This is a genomic window from Rhizobium sp. LjRoot258 (assembly GCF_964254185.1).
Classification (GTDB): Bacteria; Pseudomonadota; Alphaproteobacteria; order Rhizobiales; family Rhizobiaceae; genus Rhizobium.
In genome coordinates, this window is record NZ_CAXUST020000002.1 from 797,508 (window position 1) to 813,953 (window position 16,446).

Genomic DNA, 16,446 nt, shown 5'->3' on the forward strand with positions numbered 1-16,446 from the left:
CAAGGAATACATAAGATGGTCAGTGTCGAACTTATCAACATCGAGAAACATTATGGGGGCTACCATGCCCTTAGGGACATCAACCTGGTCATCGAGGAAGGTGAGTTCGTCGTCATGGTCGGGCCGTCGGGATGCGGCAAGTCGACCTTGCTGAAGACGATCGCTGGCCTTGAGACGACCAGTTCGGGAAAGCTCCTGATCAGGGGACGCGATGTGACCAGACTAGAGCCTGGCGACAGAGGCATTGCCATGGTGTTCCAGTCCTATGCGCTTTACCCGCACATGACCGTCGCCGAAAACATGGGGTTCGGCCTCAGAATGGCCAAGCGACCGAAGACCGAAATCGATGCCGCGGTTGCCCGCGCCGCCACAATTCTTCGACTTGAAGAGCAACTTGAGAAGAAGCCGAAGCAGTTGTCCGGCGGGCAGCGGCAACGTGTCGCCATCGGCCGTGCCATCACACGCTCGCCCGACGTCTTCCTGTTCGACGAGCCTCTCTCCAATCTCGACGCCGCCTTGCGCACCCAGATGCGGGTCGAGCTGTCGACGCTCCACTCCCGACTCGCATCAACGATGATCTACGTCACCCATGACCAGGTTGAAGCGATGACAATGGCGAGCCGGATCGTTGTGCTCAATCAGGGCAGAATCGAACAAGTCGGCGCTCCGCTCAGTCTCTACAATAACCCCGACAACTTGTTCGTCGCTGGCTTCCTTGGTGCGCCCCGCATGAACTTCGTCGCGGGGCGGGTGGCTGAAACGAGTGGATCGGGTGCGCGGATTATAGGCGCCGGTGGACTGGAGCTTGCATTTGACCGTCTCACCGACAAGGTTTCGGTGGGTGATAAGGTCACGGTCGGTGTTCGGCCGGAACGGCTTCGGCTCGACGACCTGGCCGAAATCCGCTTTCCTGGAAACGTGCGCCTGACGGAATATCTGGGACGAGAAACGATCGTTTACGTCGATGCCGGAGCACTGACCACGACAGGATCGGACAGCGGCACGACCGTTTTCACCGTTCAGATCGCGGACGTCAAACCCTTTCAAAACGATCACTTGGTGTCGGTCGGCTTCGATTCAGCCGATGCCTACCTTTTTGGGCCTGGTGGCAAAACCATCACCCCTCCCAAGGCCGTCGCGACAATCTAAGCAAGGAAAAAGCAGTCATGAAGCGTACCCCCCCTGCGCCGCTTTCGGTTTGGCGCACTCTCAATCTCGATGACTTTCTCCTGGGCGTTCCACATTATCCGGAGCACATTGACGAGAGCTATTGGCTGCGCGATGCCCAGCGAATGGCGGCCGCCGGTTTCAACGTCGTCCGCCTCGGCGAGTTTGCATGGCACCTGATCGAACCTCAGGAGGGGCATTTCGACTTTTCGCTATTCGATCGGGCCATCGATGTCTTGGCCTCCGAAGGTATCAAGACGATTTTCTGCACGCCGACTGCGACGCCACCGCGCTGGCTGACATCAACCTATCCTGAGGTGCTGCGCACGGACGAGAGGGGCCGCACTGCGTCTCACGGCTCACGCCAACACGCTGACACGAACAGCCCTGTCTACCGTATCCACAGCCGACGCATCACGGAGGCTTTGGCCCGGCACTATGCGAGCAATCCTAACGTCATCGGCTGGCAAACCGACAATGAATTGAACACGACGGTGTCGACGTCATACTCCGAGGCAACCGAACGGGAGTTCCGGCGCTATCTTCGCGATCGCTATGAAACCATTGCGGCGTTGAATTTCGCGTGGGGTGGGAACTTCTGGGCGCTGGCCTACGATAACTTTGACCAGATCGCTGTGCCTCGAAAGGACAATCCAGGTTTTCCTGCTCCAGGGCACATGCAGGACTATCATCGGTTCCTGGCGCATGCGACGGCTGTGTTCCAGCATGACCAGGTGGAAATTCTCCGTAGAGCGAACTCCGACTGGTTCATCTTCCACAATCTCGGCCGTCTTGAAGACATCGATTTCCGTGGTCAGTTCGGTCAGGACCTCGACTTCCTTGGCTTCGACGTTTACCCGATGCTCTACGACGAGATGAGACGGAGCGGTGGTCATCCCGCCACTCAAGCCTTGCATCTCGACATCTGCCGCGCCTATTCAGGCAATTTCATCGTACCCGAACAGGCTTCAGGCTTCGGTAGTCAACCTGGTTTCTCGACTATGACTCCTGAGCCGGGTGAGATGCGCCGGATGGCACTGAGCTCTGTAGCCCGCGGGGCCGACGGCCTCCTGTTCTTCCGCTGGCGTCCAGCACATTTCGGCGCGGAAATTTACTGGATGGGTATTATTGACCACGATGACGTGCCCCGCCGCCGCTACCAGGAAGCCGTTCAGTTTGCCGGGGATATCAGCAAGATAAAGCCGCACCTGCTTGGCACGACTGTGCGTATGGACGTCGCCGTCGCCGGCGCGGACTTCGACAATCAGGAGGCCTATAAAACTTATCCCATGGGCATGCCAAGCCCCTTGGAAGACGGATTGCTTCTACATCGCTACTGCTATTCCAAGGGTATAGCGTGTGGCTTCATCCATCCGGAAGACGACTTGTCGCGTATCAAGGTCCTCTACGTGCCGCATTGGGTAATCTGGAGACCGGAATGGAACGAGAATGTGGAAGCGTTCGTCAACGATGGCGGGACCTTGATTGTCGGTGCGATGACGGGCACCAGAGACGAGAACAACCATATTCCAACCGAACTCGCTCCGGGGCCGGGACTATCCAGACTATGCGGCATTCGCGTCGAGGAGTTCGGCCGCGTCGCAGAGCCGGGTGCCGATGGGCTCTTCGGCTTGCACGGAACCGAGTACGGCCTCCACAATCCAGCGAACCGTCTGCCGGCGAGTTCGGCGACCAGACGTTACAGTTTCAGTCTCGGCAACCAGGAGTACGACGCAGCGCACTTGTACGAGCTTCTTGGGCTCGACGATGATGTGAAGGTAATCGGACGTTGGACAAACCGCTTCGCCAGCGGTCGACCAGTGGTTACAGTCCGCAGAGTTGGTAAAGGTCGTGCGGTATACGTCGGAACGTATCTAACGGAGCCGTTGGTCGAAGCCTTGGCGGTCCAATTGTTCGGAGAAAGCCATGTTCAGCCTCTTCTCCAGGACTTGCCGCCGAATGTGGAAGTCACAATGCGGGAGGCCGATGACCGCAAGTTGCTATTCGTCCTAAATTGCGACGCCGAAGCAACGGAAATCAAAACTCCTCCGCAAGGCATCGATCTCATCACCGGTCAGCTAGTCGAAGGAAATTTGATGCTGGGTCCGTATGAATGCGCTGTAATTCAATTATGAAGAAGAGCAACATCCTGGCAAAATATTTTCGAAACTTGAATTTGCAAGATTGGCTCAGGAACTTGCGCGAACTCGCAAGTCCGATTTCTCTCAAGGCGACTATCTGGCGAGGCCATTTCGCACATTGCAGTTGATTGAGGCGACCGCAGCAACGGCGCTGACTTCATTTTCCGGACGTTGGGCCGCACTATGACCTGCGATTTGAGGAAGACCCTCGACCAGGGAGCAGGGCGGCCCAGCACGGAGTGATGACCTGGCAGATGGGGTGCCCGGGATCGCGCCGACGAACCTTGCATCCACGCGATCGAGGATACCTGTCAACGGCCGAAAGGCACGCATTTGGGCTACCCTTGCAACCTTCGAAGAAGCACGCCTAATCGCTCCTCGGATGGGCAATCCTCAAGATCTGGGCGAACCGGCATGCCACCCCCTCCACGGTTCCTCACTTCGCTCGGGCTGTAACCGAACGCTCGCTTGAACGCGCGGCCAAACTCGGCGCCGTCGCTGAAACCGCGCTCTTCGGCAATCTGGAATATCAGACGCCGATCGTTGGGGTCGGTCAACGCGGCGTAAGCACTCAGCAACCGACGATGCTGAATGTAATGCATCACCCCGCCGAAGGGCTCGAACAAGTTGTAAAGGCGCGTGCGCGAGATCCCGAGCTCCCGTCGCACCAACTCACTTCCGAGTTTCGGGTCGAGCAACCGATTGTGCACAAATTGCCGTGCCCTTTCGAGAAGCACATTGGCAATCGGTCCTTCGGCCGCCTCGATATGGTCTGCAGATGGCGACACACAGGCAAGGATCATTGCACGTGTGGCTGCCGCGAGCCCCGGCAGATCGGCCTGGGCGAGCATCGGCAGACGATTGGCGACGTCAATCAGGTAGTCCGAGAACAATCGTCCCATACCTGTCCCAAGTGTCGAAAATTCCGCCGAGCTAAGCGTGGCCGCCGTCTCAAGCGAAAGATCACGCGGCACGAACAGTATGAGCATTTCGCTTTCGTCGACGATACCGGTGAAAGAGCGACCAAGCGAATGAATCTGGACTTCACCGGGACCGGCGGTAAACGCATTTCTTGCCGCATCGGTCCGGGTCTTTCCGGACAGCAGGATCGTCATTGTCCAGTGATCAACGGGATCCCGCCTAAGATGTCCCGGCAGGCTGGAAAATGCGAGGCTGTCAGTACTGATTTGGGCAAGTACAAGACTGCCAAGGTCCCAAAGCTTCTGCCGGCCGTTGAAGGCGGCGGTCGTAGGGTCGATGTCAGCCAGTTCGACCATAGGCTCGAAACTGTCGTGCCATGCCGCAAACTGATCCGGTCGCGACAACCCTGCGGTCGAAAACTCGAAGGAAGGCAAGAACGATGCTCCCTCGTCTGACGACATCGCTTCATCTGCCTCGCAGTTGGAGCTCACAAGGCTTTCGTGGTCCAGCCCTGCGTCGGGCAACCTGGCACGCATCGTGACATCTTCGGTCATCATCGTGTCACCTCCCAGCTTGGCCTTTGGCAAGGCCCGACCGGTTGCAGGTGTCAGAAGGACCATGCCTGGGCAGAAGGGTGGAAGCCCGGAACGCAAACGCTGCCATGCGCCTTCGCGCTGCGGTGTTGGGTTCGTCTGCACCAAGGGTTGATGCCCCGCCGTCATTGCAGGCTAAAAGATCGCTGCAGGTGAATAAGCTCTCCCAGCAGTGAAAAGAAGTGCCGGCTGGAGTAGCGGGTCTGCGTCGAATGAAACCGCCCGAAACGGTGACGATCCTTTCGCGCACGAAGGTCTGCGCCAAGTCTGTCGCGGCGGAAAGTCCGGTTGAGAGAACAGAAGGAAATGTGCGGTTCATTCGTACTCTCCTCTTAGGCCCAAAAGTGAGGGCCGGGTGACGTCTGAATGATGCAAGCGAGATGTTTTCTGCAGGCTTCGAGGCGGTCGTTCGTGCGTGCACGGCACATGCCGAATTCTTCAGCATTTCTCTGCGTGTGTCGCGACGAGCCCCTCTGGCAGTCGATCCTCCCAGCTGCAATCTAGCCTTTTCGACTTCTCTTCTCAACCCTCAGATGCACGTGCGCTTGGTGGCATTGCAGTACACGGCCTCAAGTTGCTGTCTTCGCGCCGGTTCGATCACCAAAGCCACGGATTCTGCTTCATCCCCCACGAGCCGCCTCAGGCTCTGAACGGCCTGACAGCAGCGTCGCGACCACTTTCCCGACGGCGTTCCACGCAATCAACGATGAACAAGGATAGGCACGCCGATGGACGGCGAGGCCGTGCCCTACCAGGCAATTTCTCCAGTCTACATAGATCGTCTCGAAACGGTGCGCGTTGAAGCAGAGCCATTGCGTTAAGCTTGCCGAACCCCTCATGCCACCGAGGACCCGATGGCGATAATGACGACCATGGTGACGATCAGTGTGATCAGAAGTAGTCTAGTCGTTGCGAATAGATTTGAGGAATGAGATCCACCATGTCCGCGATTGGAGCGAAGCGGCCAAGTTCGGTACCAACAGGCACGTTCCGGCAAGGACTCCGGCCCTTAAGCGCGCGCTTGAAAATTGCAACGCTTTGCCCTCCACTGGAAGGGCTAGCTTTTACGATGTGAGGTGAGCGGAACCGATGCACGTTTTTGGATCATGAGCCGCGCGCCTTTTATCTGCTCGAAGAGAACGGTGCGCTCTACCTCGATGCCTTTTGCAGCCACAGCTGCTTCGATTACGGCGTTCTGATCGCCCTGAACGATGACGAAAGTGCCGAGTACGCAGCAAAGGGGCGGCCTTATCTCGAGCGCCTTGCCTATGATATCCACTACAGCGCCCCTGCGGCAAAGGAGAGCACGTCGCTGTTCAAGTCTCGAAATCTTGGGGTGCTCAGTCGGGAAACAAGCGAGAAAGTCTCCGCGGCGATCGTCGTATGGCGGTCGGCGAATGGGGTTCTGACCGCTATCAAGCGTCGGCGACTGACGCCTGTCGGCCCAGAGGCGACATGACTGGTGTCCCGGAGATTTTCATCTACCACACTTTTGAATTTGCGATTGGACGCTCGCATAAATTGCTCGTCTCATTGAGTTCTTTCGAAATTATCGGCAAATCCTGGAACCCGTCATGTTGTGGAAGCTCTTTGCAGGGGCTCTTTCTCTCTACCTCCTTGATTGCATCTATCTTCTGTACACCAATGAGCCCACTATCGAGTTGCTGGTCAGTGGCATAATGCAGCTATTGGGCGTTGCCGCCGTCATAACGTACAGTTTTGATATCGAAATAGTCGACCGTCGATGCTGGAGCTACTTGTCCAAGGTCTTTGTAGTTTACATTGTCTACAACGTGGTCCGACCGCTTTGGGTTCTTTGGAACATGCCAACATCTGGGACTGATCCAACAATAGTATCATTGCTATGGTTTACACTGGGATCGGCGCTCTTGCTTATCATCGTCGTGGGCTACTTTCAGTTGCTCGCAATGCTGCGTTGTGCGCGCGGTGAAGCCGTGGCGCAGCGGTGACCGTCTGCAATTGGCGCAATCCGGCCGTGTCGCTGTCACCTCAACGCCAATAGCAATTGATCTTGATGTTTTCGTACATGGTCTATGTCTCTGAGGTAAACGGCGGACTCGCCAGCCTCAACGTCTTCGAGGAACGTCGGGTCTTCCGCTTCAGCCCTGGAGATCATAAAATCCACTAAGGCCCGAAGTCGCCTGCAGATTAGGTCGGGAAGTTGGAGTTTTTCTTGCAGCGTTGCGTCATATGCCTCACAGAAAATCTTGGCTCGCCTCAGCTGCTCGTCAACACCGAATACGACTCCTTCATTGGAAGGAGCGGACAATGGTGCCCATCGGTAGACGGCATATGCCAGATCCCATATAGCTGGCGCTGGATGCGCGGTGTCGAAATCGATGATCCCGACAGCTACATCGCCGACGCTCGCGACATTGTAAGGTGCGAAGTCACCATGACATACAATCTCGCACGGCTCTCGTGGCTCTAGCATCCATGTCTGGGCTTCGCGGTCGGCCTCCAGAAATCCATGTGAGGCTGAGTGGAATTTGCGCAGGAGCTTACCTGCAGAACGCAGCATATGCTCTGAACCTACAATTTGATCGGACAGATGCTCACACACGCGCCCTTCGACGTAACTCACGATCTCCTGATGTTGAGTTAGTTCAAGAGGAAAAGGTGCGCCAGAAAAACTGTTGTTTTTCAGATGGCATAGAAACCGATGCACCGTCGGTGTCCAAGGACCGGGCGGCCTTATGACGGTATCTCCGTCCCGCCAGATCTGCCCGGCTCGCCCTCCCTCCAACTCTTTCATTTACTCGCTCCCAATTTGGTCCCTTCACGCATGGGCGGACGCTCTGCATTGGCCCGTAGTTGACCTACAGCCCATTAGAGTATGTGAGTAGGTTGAGCGAACGCATTGTGCTTCTTGAAATGACCGCTGTTGGCGCTTGCCGGCCACGGCCGTCGTCTTCCGCTTGCGGCCCGTTGCGGCCATTGGTAGTCGCAAAACTCGGTCGTGAAACCCTGACTTTCGCGACTGAGTTATGCGACAGGAATTCTTCTGAAAATTCAGCCCCGGCGATTTTGCCGCAAAACTTAGGATTCCTGCGACACGGCATTGCCCAATGTCGGAGACGGCCGGTGAAAAACATGGATCGCGGAGACGGCGTCGGCAATCAGTGCGACGATGCCGCAGGCCTCGGGCAGTGTGGGCCAACGCCCATAGGCCCTGCGGGTGTTGGGATTGCGAATATTGGCGGTGAAGAATTCGAAGAAGCGATACGAGACATGGTCACCAGCGGCGGCAACAATCGCAGGGGCGTGCTGCGCGGCGATGACGGCAGCTGGTTCATGACGCTACGTCTCCGGGCGTCTCAAATCGCTTCCGCAGAAAGATGAAGCTGTGTCCCGGTGGAAAATCATCCATAATCCCGAAGGCCTCATACCCAAGCCGTTCGTAAAACCCGCGCGCCTGGAAGCTATGGGTCGTGAGCCACGCGCCTCGGCAGCCGCGATCTATCGCCTCTTGCTCAGCGAGCGCCATGAGACGACGGCCAATACCACCATGGCGAAGCGCTTCCGGCACTACCAGTAGATCGACATGCAGGTGGTCATGAATCGTGCTGCCCCAAAGCCCACCAATGATATTTCCCGTTTCGGGCTCAGTGACAGTTAAGGCCAGCAGTTTATCTTCGGTCGGACGCCCGATACGAGACGCGTTGAACTCAATCAGCGACGCGGCAATGGCGGACCGTTCATGTGAACCCGGATCTCTGACGAGCTGGATCGTTACCTGCATGAGCACCCTCGCGAAAATCCCGATAAAAGCGACACTTGTTTTCCTAACTTTTGCGACGGCGCATAGTACGGAGTTCTGCGATAGCCGCAATGTCCGCTTGTGGCGCGCAAAGCCGTCGTCTGCCGATGACCGCTGTCGGCCATTGCAGACGTGCACCCCGCTGCTGTGTATAGCGCAAAATGCGGATCATGGAGTAAGCGCCACAAACCGTCGGGAGCGATTTAACTCCGTCGCGTTGCACGCTGGCTGTCAGGGTCCTAGACTGACGGAAACTTGGTCTTTCTGTTGATCAAGAGCGCTCGGCACTTTGAACTCATTCGGTCTGGTTTGTCGGATCAGGGTGCATCCGGCCCGACAATTGCATCGGCGTGACCGGCACCCGTGGCACTGACAGTCAAGCTGGCAAACGCGATCTCACCATCGGTAATGTAATGGTTGACCTTTCCGGTGTTCAAACGTGAGCCAGATTGGTGCCGCGCGACCTCCCCGATTACTTGCTTTGCCCTCAGTTCATTGACTATGTAGTCGCGCTCGGCGTTCGTATCGGAATCGGTCTTATGTGTGACTTGGAATGTCAGCCAGGTCAGAGACAGCCCGGTATCTCTGGTGCCCGCTCCAACCCATAGGACCCGCTCCCCGGGCGATGGCTTGTCGGTATTCAACCAGAAGCTCGCCGCGCTCATGTCGTCCTCGGAATGGGCGAGACTAAGGGCCCAGAAACGGATGTGATGGCGCTTGCGGGGGCTATCGTCTATGGGCTCCTGGAATCCTATGTCCTGCCGTCGTCCAAAGAGATAGAAGGTGCTGAAAGGGGCGGTGGGATAGGCAGAGTTCATCAGGAACGCGCGTATCATTCGCAACGAGCTTGCGATCCCCAAATGGTCAGCCGTGGACCAGCCCGCCGTTGCAAAGGCCTCGCGGAGCTGTTGAAGATTGCCGATGAGGGCGAAATTTATAGGATCGCCGGGCAGGCCATCGGAGGTGATCGTGTATCTGGGGATCAGCCCCCGATGAAGAACCTTCAGGGACAGTCGGACCACATTCGGAAGAATGACGTAAGCAGCCAGGCCATATGTGAGGCACACCGCAGCGAGCCATGGAAATCTGTGGTCCGCAGTATCGAAAACGACGAAGACGATCAGCCAAACGCTAAGTACGCCCAGACAGAAAACCAGAAACCTTTGGAAAAGGCGCGTCAGCAATCTCAAGACACAGTCTCCTCGTCTGGCGTCTGATGAGTTGGCAGTCGCCCTCGCTGTTCGTCAGCGGGATTTTAGCACCCGAGAGTATGCAAATGATAGCGCCGCCGTCGCTCATTGTGGGCCATATCGAGCGAGCCCCCACCATAGTCCGGATGGCTTGATTTAGAATGATAAAGCGGAATGCGGACGCGGCCCGCATGCTTCTTCGTTGTAAAGAGTTTGCTCTATGAATACAAATTCGTGATTCCGCACTCGCTACCGATCCGATTTCGATTTGCTGATCATCGTCAACAACCGAAAGCTCTGCGACTTCGCCGAATATTGGCACAAAGCAGCTGACCGCTTGATCCGCGACACCTCGATCGAAACGCCGGTGAGCCTCATCGTCCATTCCCGACGCGAGGTGAACACCTACCTCAGAGAAGGCCAGTATTTCTTCTCCGATATCCGGAAGGAAGGCATCGTTCTTTATGAGCTGGACGATGAGCCCCTGCCAGAGCCCGAACCGCTTTCGGAGGAGGATCGGCTGCGTTTCGCGAAGGAGCATTTTGAGCAAAGGTTTGCCGAAGCCAGCGCATTTCTTGGAACAGCTGAGTTCCAGCGCGGCAAGTCGGAAAGGATCGGTGACGCTTGGGGAAACCTGTCCGCATTCAGCCTGCATCAATCACTTGAGCAGGCCTATTCCTGCGTTCTGCTCACCCTCACCAACTACGGCCACCATCGCACAACATCAAGTTTTTGCGCTCACTCGCAGAGGAGCAGGACCGTCGTGTGGCTGAAGCCTTTCCGCGCGATCAGCACAAGGAACGAGCTGGTTCAACACTCTGAACGAAGCCTATGTGAAGGCGCGCTATTCGAAGCACTTCGAGATCAGCGATGAAGCCCTCAACTGGCTGGGAGACCGCACCGCGATCCTGGTCGGCCTCGTTCACGCCGTCTGCTCCGAACAACTCGAGAGACTTGAGAGCGAGGCATAGTACCGTCGAGGGCGCTTGGCGCCATCTCGGATACCTCGCCGACACCATCAAGCCAGAATGCGAAACCAATTTCACAAACATAGGCTACCGAACCGATCATGCGACAGCGGCGTGTTTGCCCTAGAATAGTGCTCCATTTTCCAAGCTCCGCCTATGAACTCGGACCTTGGCCTCGCATAAGTTCTACGTAGAGACGGTCTCTGCCGTCGCCCGGAATAGCCAGCATGCGGGCCTGATCCCGCGCAGACTGGACGATACGCTTGATCGATTAAGCTAAATTAGCTGGCCGCGGTTGCTTTCTGCAGCGCGTCACGCAAAACCTGCTCCTTCGTTTCATCCAGAGAGGTCTTGAGCACGACGCCGCCATAGGCCGATATCGCCTTGAGGACCTTGTCCGCTGTCATCTCCTGGATCAACACGAACAGCGCTCCATTGCCAGGCTCAAGATTCGCGGCGAGATCCTTCATGAAAGCATCGTTGATACCGACGTCCGTTAAAGCGCCGCCGATGGCACCGGATGCAGCACCCACCGCCACGCCCAAAAGGGGATTGAGAAACAGCACGCCGATGAGCAGACCCCAGAAACTACCCGATGCAGCACCGGCAGCCGTGGTGTTGACCAGCTGATTCAGTTTGATCTTGCCGCCTTCGGTCTTCGTCGCGATGACAGCATCTCCGACTTTGATCAGGTATTCCTTCTGCATTTCGAACAAGCGCTGACGCACCTCCTCGGCTTTGGCTTCCGTAGGATAAACAATTGCAATCAATGTAGACATGATTACTCCTCCCTTGACCGAGTGGTGACGTCAAATAACATTCGATAACGTATTGAAAAATAGAATTAATTCCGCAAGAATTGCATTGCTTCTCGTTCCTTTGTCATCACAGCTATACATTGACATTGGCCATGCGCTTGAGGGCGACGTCGGCCGGGAAGCTGTCATCCCCCGGCCGCAGCCGGCTCCGGCGCTGAGACCTCCACATTGTCGGGTGCAGTCTCGGCCGGAATGCGAAACGACAGCACATAAAGCACCGGCAGGAAGATCAGTGTCAGCCCCGCAGCCACCACCAGACCGCCGATGACGGTAAAAGCGAGCGGTGACCAGAAGGGATCGCGGATGATCGGCAGCATTCCGAGGACGGTCGAGCCCGCCGTCAGAAAAACCGGCCGCAGACGCCGGGCAGTGACGTCAATTACACTCTGCCAGGTCCGGCCCTTTTCTTCGATCGCAAGATCGATCTGGTCGATCAGCACAACGGAGTTTCGGGTGATCATGCCGATCAGCGCGATCATCCCGAGCACGGCAATGAAGCCCACCGGCGTATTGGTGATCAGCATGATCAGCACTACGCCGATCAGCCCCAGAGGCACAACGCTGATGACGAGCAGCAGCCGCTGTACGCTCTGCAGCTGGAACATGAGCACGATCAGAATGATGACCCCCATCACCGGAAGCATTTCGACGACCGCGGCGAGCCCATCTTCGGCGCCTTCGACCGCCCCGCCGACCTCGATCGGGTAAATCGGGTTGGCCTGGCGCAACTCATCGATCTTGCTGGCCGCATCCTCAACGGCACTGGCAGCCGTCACACCTTCAGCCGTATCTGCCTGGACGGTGATGGTGGTTGAGCCATCACGACGCCAGATGACGGGCTGTGTCGTCTGGTAGTCGATCGTGGCGATGCTGGAGAGCGGCACCGTATGATTGGGGCCGACAGGGATCTGCAATGAGCGGATCGTGCTAATATCGACACGCTCCTCAGCGGTTGCCCTGGCGACGACGTTGATGAGGTAGATCGAGTCCTTGACCTGCGTGATCGGAAGGCCGGAGGCCGTGGCAAACAGCGTCTGGGCAATCACGGAGGAATTCAGCCCCACCAGCCGGGCTCGATCCTGATCGACATTGATGATGATTTTTCGGATCGGTTCATTCCAATCGAGATTAGGTTGAACGACGCCAGGCACCTTGCTGATCGCATCGGCCACCTGCCAGGCGACATTGCGGACGCCTGGAATATCCGGCCCGCTCACACGGTATTGGGCGGGCCAGCCGACAGGCGGCCCCATTTCGAGCGGCGAGACGCGCACGATGATGTCCGGAAGCTTTTCGTCAAGCGCCTTCTGCAGGCGTGCCTGCAGCGCGTCGCGTGCGCCGACGCTCTTGGCGATCACCACGGCCTGGGCGCGCGAGGGCGCCGGAGCCTGAAGATCCATCGACAGATAGAAGCGAACCGGATCGGAGCCTATATAGAAGCTCCAGTCAGCCACATCCCCGTCTGCGGCGAGAACCTCTTCGGCCTTCGACACATCCGAAGCAGTGGCTTCCTGCGATGCACCCTGCGGCAGGGTCAGCTGCAAGATAAGCTCCGGCCGGTCGGAAGCCGGAAAGAACTGCCGCTTCATGGCGGACGATCCGATAAGCGCTGCCGCAAACATTGCGACGGTGGCAAGGATCACCACGAGGCGCATCCGCATACAGGCACGGAGGAAATTCTTGAAGCCACGGATCAACGCACCATCCTGCTTGTCACCCGTTGCGGTTCCTGATTTGAGGACGGCAAGACCGACGATCGGGGTCAGCAACACGGCCACCAGCCAGGATACGATAAGCGCGAAGCCGATCACCAGGAACAGGGACCGCGCATATTCGCCCGAAGAGCTGCTTGCGAAGCCGACCGGAATGAAGCCGGCAATCGTCACTAGCGTGCCTGCGAGCATCGGAAATGCGGTTGACGCGTAGGCATGCGACGCCGCCTTGATGCGATCGTAGCCCTGCTCGAGCTTCGCCATCATCGTCTCGACGGTCACCATTGTGTCATCGATCATCAGCGTCAGCGCGATAATCAATGCGCCGAGCGAGACACGCTGCAGGGCGATGCCGGTGATGTCCATGAACAGGAAGGTCAACGCGAGAACAAGCGGAATGGAGACGGCAACCGCAATGCCGGCGCGCACACCGAGCGCGAGGAAACTGACACCAAGAACGATGACGACCGCTTGGCCCAGCGACGTGGTGAAGCCGCGAATTGCAGTCTTGACCACCGCCGGCTGGCTCGCCACATGCGTCAGGTTGATGCCGATTGGCAGGTCGTCCTCCAGCCTCTGCATCGTCGCATCGATGTTTTGGCCGAGTTGCAGGATGTCACCGCCCGACGCCATGGAAATGGCGATACCGATCGCCGGCTTGCCCCTGATGCGGAAGCGTGGCTGGGGCGGATCCACCGTTCCCCGCACGACGCTGGCGATATCGCCGAGGCGCACGAAACCGGATGAGGTCGGGACGTTTATCTGTCGCAGGGTGGCCTCGTCGGAAAGGCTGCCGGACACCTGCAGAATGGTCCGATCCTGCGCGGAGGTGATGAGGCCTGCAGGCAGGACCGCGTTCTGCGCCTGTATCGTGCTAATCACTGTCGCAGCACTGAGGCCAAGGCTTGCCAGCCGTTCGGTCGAGAACTCGATGTAGATCGTCTCGTCCTGCGTGCCGATCAGCTGAACTTTGCCGATGTTGTTGAGTTTGAGCAGGCGGGTGCGGGCCTCGTAGGCCCAATCGCGCACTTCGCGATCGCTGAAACCGTCGGAAGTAAAACCGTAGATAATGCCAAACGTATCGCCGAAATCGTCGTTGAAGAATGGCCCGCGCACGCCCGCGGGCAGCGTCGTCACCATATCACCGACTTTCTTGCGGGCCTGATACCAGGATTCGCCCACCAGATCAGGCGGTGTCGAATCGTCGAGCGTGACGTAGACAATCGATTGTCCGGCCGTCGTCAGGCTGCGCAGGCTGTCGAGATGCGGCACCTCCTCGAGCGTCCGCTCGAGACGGTCGGTAATCTGATCGGTGGTCTGCTCAATCGTCCCACCCGGCCATCGGGCGGAGACGATCATCGTCTTGAACGTGAACTCGGGGTCTTCATCGCGACCCAGATTGATGTAGGCAAGAACACCCGCAATGGCACTCAGGAGCACAAGGAAGATGATAAGGCTCTGCCGCTGGATCGCCCAGCCCGACAGGTTAAAACCCTCGTTCATTCTGCGCTTCCTTCAAGCAAGCGGACAGCCATGCCGGGACGAAGCTGCTGGACCCCGGCGACGACGACGTTGTCTCCGCTTGAAAGTCCTTTTGTCACGAGGAAATCCTTCGTGTCGAAACGGTGCACTTCGACCGGCAGAAGCTTGGTTGTTTTGCTAGCCGCATCGACGATCCAGACGGCACTTTGGTTGCCCTGATTGAACAACGCCGTGATCGGCAGCCGCGCCGCCGGCTCTCCGGCGATCCGGATCGTACCGCGTACCGCGCTGCCGAAACGGAATTCGTCAGGCGCCGTGTCAAGGCCGATGCGCACCGTGAAGTTGCGCGTTATCGGATCAGCGGTCGGTGAAATCTCCCGAACCGTTCCCGTCGCCTTGATGTTGGGATTGCTTAGGAGCTGCACGTCGACGCGCGCGTCGCCGCCAGTGGTCTGGATCGTCGCTTCGGGAACTTGGAAGACCGCATCGCGGGGCCCAAGCTGGGCAACGCGTACCACCATCTGACCACCGCCGACAACCTGTCCAACTTCGCCCCCGATCGCGGTGACGACGCCGGCAGCGTTTGCCTTCAGTACGCGGTTATCGAGATTGGTCTGTGCGATCCGCACACCGGCTTGGGCGGCATCGACACCAGCTTGCGCCAGGCTCGCCTGAGCGATGGCGGCCTCGAAGGCCTGGCGGGTGGACGTGCGCGGGTAAAGCTGCTGCTGGCGTGCCCGCTCGGTCTCTGCGTTCTGGGACTGGGCCTGGGCCGCAAACAGGTTTGCTTCGGCCTTGCGCATGGCGTCCTGTGCATCTTCGGCGTCAAGGCGAGCGAGAACGGCTCCTACCTCCACAAGATCGCCCACCTCGACATCGCGCTCTCGGATCTCACCGCCCTGTCGGAAGCTGAAGCTGGTCTCGATGCGCGGCCTAATCTCTCCGACGAGCGACCCGTACGTATCCTCGGGATTGAATGAAACGGCAATCGTTCTGACTGGCCTCGGCGGCCGTTCCGCAGTGTCATCCTCGCGCTGGCAGCCGATCAGGAAAAGGGCAGCCAGCACTGCGGCTGACAAGTGGAACGTTGCGCGGGATCTCGATGCAGCAAGGCACATTCTCATCGGCGATCTCCCGAATGCTTACCGTCGCGACAGCTCGCCGGCGCGCGTGGACAATGACGGAAATGAAAGACAATCAATAGGATACATGCATCTCATGCGATTGGACGCGTCATGTCGCACCGCGCGTGCCGCAAAGCTCATCGGAGACACAAAGAGCGACCTGACCGACACGACGGCTTTGGCGAAACAACGGGGCGGCGAAAAAATGCGCCCGTCATTCATCAATCCATCTGCCGGAGTGATCAGGGCCACTGGTCGAAATCCTGAGTAGGAACTCAAGTGATAGTGCTCCCTTAAACGCCCGGATCAGCTTGCGCTTGCCTCCGAACCCGAAGGCGCAGTTCTACGTTGAGAACTATAGAGCGGTTTAAGAAGCGAAGTGATCAGCATAGAATCCCGCAAACAGGCCTGCCGTCCAGATTTTGGCAGTCCATAGGGGAAGGGGTCTCTTTTCGCGGACGATTGAAACACCGTTCATTCGTCGAGACTGCGAGCGCGCTCAGAATTCCTCTACCGAACCTGGCGCGGATAGCCTAGAACTACGAAACG

At 57.7% G+C, this 16,446-nt stretch carries 11 protein-coding genes and 1 pseudogene; 5 read left to right on the plus strand and 7 right to left on the minus strand.

Translation table 11 applies throughout. From position 1 onward, the window contains the following. Positions 1-15: 15 nt before the first annotated feature. The gene (locus tag ACSQ9D_RS24620; RefSeq protein WP_436284497.1) at positions 16-1,149 is read left to right on the plus strand and encodes an ABC transporter ATP-binding protein; all 1,134 of its coding nucleotides are present in this window, start codon (positions 16-18) and stop codon (positions 1,147-1,149) included. A gap of 17 nt (positions 1,150-1,166) precedes the next feature. Next, positions 1,167-3,302: a beta-galactosidase gene (locus tag ACSQ9D_RS24625; protein WP_436284498.1), complete on the plus strand. Its 2,136-nt coding sequence runs from the start codon at positions 1,167-1,169 to the stop codon at positions 3,300-3,302. 344 nt (positions 3,303-3,646) lie between these two features. On the opposite strand, the gene ACSQ9D_RS24630 is transcribed toward ACSQ9D_RS24625, so the two are convergent. Continuing rightward, a complete protein-coding gene (locus ACSQ9D_RS24630) occupies positions 3,647-4,786 on the minus strand; it encodes a helix-turn-helix domain-containing protein (RefSeq protein ID WP_436284499.1) in 1,140 nt (379 codons plus the stop codon). 1,135 nt (positions 4,787-5,921) lie between these two features. Here ACSQ9D_RS24630 and ACSQ9D_RS24635 point away from each other — a divergent pair. After that, positions 5,922-6,281, plus strand: a complete 360-nt coding sequence (locus tag ACSQ9D_RS24635) for a hypothetical protein (RefSeq protein ID WP_436284500.1) — start codon at positions 5,922-5,924, stop codon at positions 6,279-6,281. Between the two features lie 115 nt (positions 6,282-6,396). Further along, a complete protein-coding gene (locus tag ACSQ9D_RS24640) occupies positions 6,397-6,792 on the plus strand; it encodes a hypothetical protein (RefSeq protein ID WP_436284501.1) in 396 nt (131 codons plus the stop codon). 35 nt (positions 6,793-6,827) lie between these two features. Here ACSQ9D_RS24640 and ACSQ9D_RS24645 read toward each other — a convergent pair whose 3' ends face one another. The 3 genes from ACSQ9D_RS24645 to ACSQ9D_RS24655 all read right to left on the minus strand — a co-directional run bounded on the left by ACSQ9D_RS24645 (position 6,828) and on the right by ACSQ9D_RS24655 (position 9,793). After that, complete coding sequence (locus ACSQ9D_RS24645; RefSeq protein WP_436284502.1) at positions 6,828-7,598, minus strand: phosphotransferase enzyme family protein; 771 nt, start codon at positions 7,596-7,598, stop codon at positions 6,828-6,830. Between the two features lie 537 nt (positions 7,599-8,135). After that, positions 8,136-8,585, minus strand: coding sequence for a GNAT family N-acetyltransferase (locus ACSQ9D_RS24650; RefSeq protein WP_113324883.1), 450 nt, complete (start codon positions 8,583-8,585; stop codon positions 8,136-8,138). A 335-nt stretch (positions 8,586-8,920) separates the two neighbouring features. Beyond that, on the minus strand, positions 8,921-9,793 hold the full coding sequence (locus ACSQ9D_RS24655) for an LssY C-terminal domain-containing protein (RefSeq protein WP_436284503.1): 873 nt from the start codon (positions 9,791-9,793) through the stop codon (positions 8,921-8,923). A 250-nt stretch (positions 9,794-10,043) separates the two neighbouring features. Between ACSQ9D_RS24655 and ACSQ9D_RS24660 the strand changes: the two are divergent. After that, a pseudogene (locus ACSQ9D_RS24660) lies at positions 10,044-10,764 on the plus strand (nucleotidyltransferase); the annotation flags it as partial. Between the two features lie 278 nt (positions 10,765-11,042). Here the strand turns inward: ACSQ9D_RS24660 and ACSQ9D_RS24665 are convergent. From ACSQ9D_RS24665 to ACSQ9D_RS24675, 3 genes are all read right to left on the minus strand, one after another. Continuing rightward, the gene (locus ACSQ9D_RS24665) at positions 11,043-11,540 is read right to left on the minus strand and encodes a DUF1269 domain-containing protein (RefSeq protein WP_436284504.1); all 498 of its coding nucleotides are present in this window, start codon (positions 11,538-11,540) and stop codon (positions 11,043-11,045) included. Between the two features lie 164 nt (positions 11,541-11,704). Continuing rightward, entirely contained in the window at positions 11,705-14,794 is a 3,090-nt protein-coding gene (locus ACSQ9D_RS24670) for an efflux RND transporter permease subunit (protein WP_436284505.1), read from the minus strand. Next, a complete protein-coding gene (locus ACSQ9D_RS24675) occupies positions 14,791-15,897 on the minus strand; it encodes an efflux RND transporter periplasmic adaptor subunit (protein ID WP_436284506.1) in 1,107 nt (368 codons plus the stop codon). Before ACSQ9D_RS24675 ends, ACSQ9D_RS24670 begins: the two co-directional genes overlap by 4 nt. Positions 15,898-16,446 lie beyond the last annotated feature (549 nt).